Source organism: Piscirickettsia salmonis LF-89 = ATCC VR-1361 (assembly GCF_000297215.2).
GTDB lineage: Bacteria > Pseudomonadota > Gammaproteobacteria > Piscirickettsiales > Piscirickettsiaceae > Piscirickettsia > Piscirickettsia salmonis.
This window is the reverse complement of record NZ_AMFF02000230.1, coordinates 1-1,023: the sequence shown is the minus strand read 5'-3', so window position 1 is coordinate 1,023 and position 1,023 is coordinate 1. Positions and strand designations below refer to the sequence as shown.

The following is a 1,023-nucleotide window of genomic DNA, read 5'->3' as shown; positions in this document are numbered from 1 at the left end:
GCAGTCATACATAGAGGGATTCCAAATTGAGATTTAGAGAAAGCAACTCTGCCAAGAGTATCATAAATAGCTTTTTGACTTTCTACATTAGAACATGTTTGAGCGTATAAATAAGATCGAGACGTTTTCATAGAAGAGTCTCTTGATTGAGTTGGAGCTAAACAGTAACCTCCCTGGGTTGTAATTAACTGGCTTGGTATTGTAGGTAAATCTTTAAATCTTATTTTATGAGCTGCTTCTTTTGAATAATTACACCCCGGAGCTTTTGGAATATCTATTTTTTCACCATGAGGATTATCCAAGGACCTTTTCTCTCGGTGAGAACTAAATGATGCAGCAACCCCTGCACAACTTGCTCCGTAATTCATGCCATATCCGTCAGTATCAGTAGTATCATTATTTGGATTGTAAGTAGTAAATGTAGTTGGTATTGGGGTTTCTTGTATTCTTATTGCTGGATTGACAGTTTGTTGTGGAGGGGTTTGTTGAGGTACAAAATGTGGATTTTGGATAACATCGGCAGTAGCATGATGGTATTCGCCTGTTCCGGCATCATATCTATATAGATAAGCTTGAGCAATTTCATTCACTCTTATTCTATCACGAGTGACCCATTCATCCTCACCTTCAAAGTCATCCAATAACTCTACTAGAGATTCTCGGCCCTCGGGGTCTAAATTTTGTGTAATTAGTAATTCTTCGAGCATCCAGTTTACACTATATGCCCTTTCTGTAGGAGCTATTTGATAAACCCAAACATCAGGATGCCCCCTACCTCTACCTAAGAATTCATTATCTAGAAAATGTTCCACTCCATAAAGGTCTCCAGAGGCAGAAACCCAGCCTGCGGTTAAATCTTCTGGATTGTCATTTGGCGCTACTGTTATTCCAGCAGCATAAGAAACTACGTCATAATCAGGAGCAACTCCTCTAGCTATTCCCCAACTCAAAAACCCAGCTCCGACAATATGAGCAGATCCAAAAATTTGCATGGGAGTCCGAGTATCAGCCCGATAGAAATAT

1 protein-coding gene is annotated in these 1,023 nt (G+C 39.7%); it reads right to left on the bottom strand.

Going from position 1 to position 1,023, the window contains the following annotated elements; genetic code table 11:
- On the bottom strand, positions 1–992 hold a 992-nt coding region (locus C200_RS13690), incomplete at its 3' end, for a hypothetical protein (RefSeq protein ID WP_155276095.1).
- Between the last annotated feature and the right edge of the window lie 31 nt (positions 993–1,023).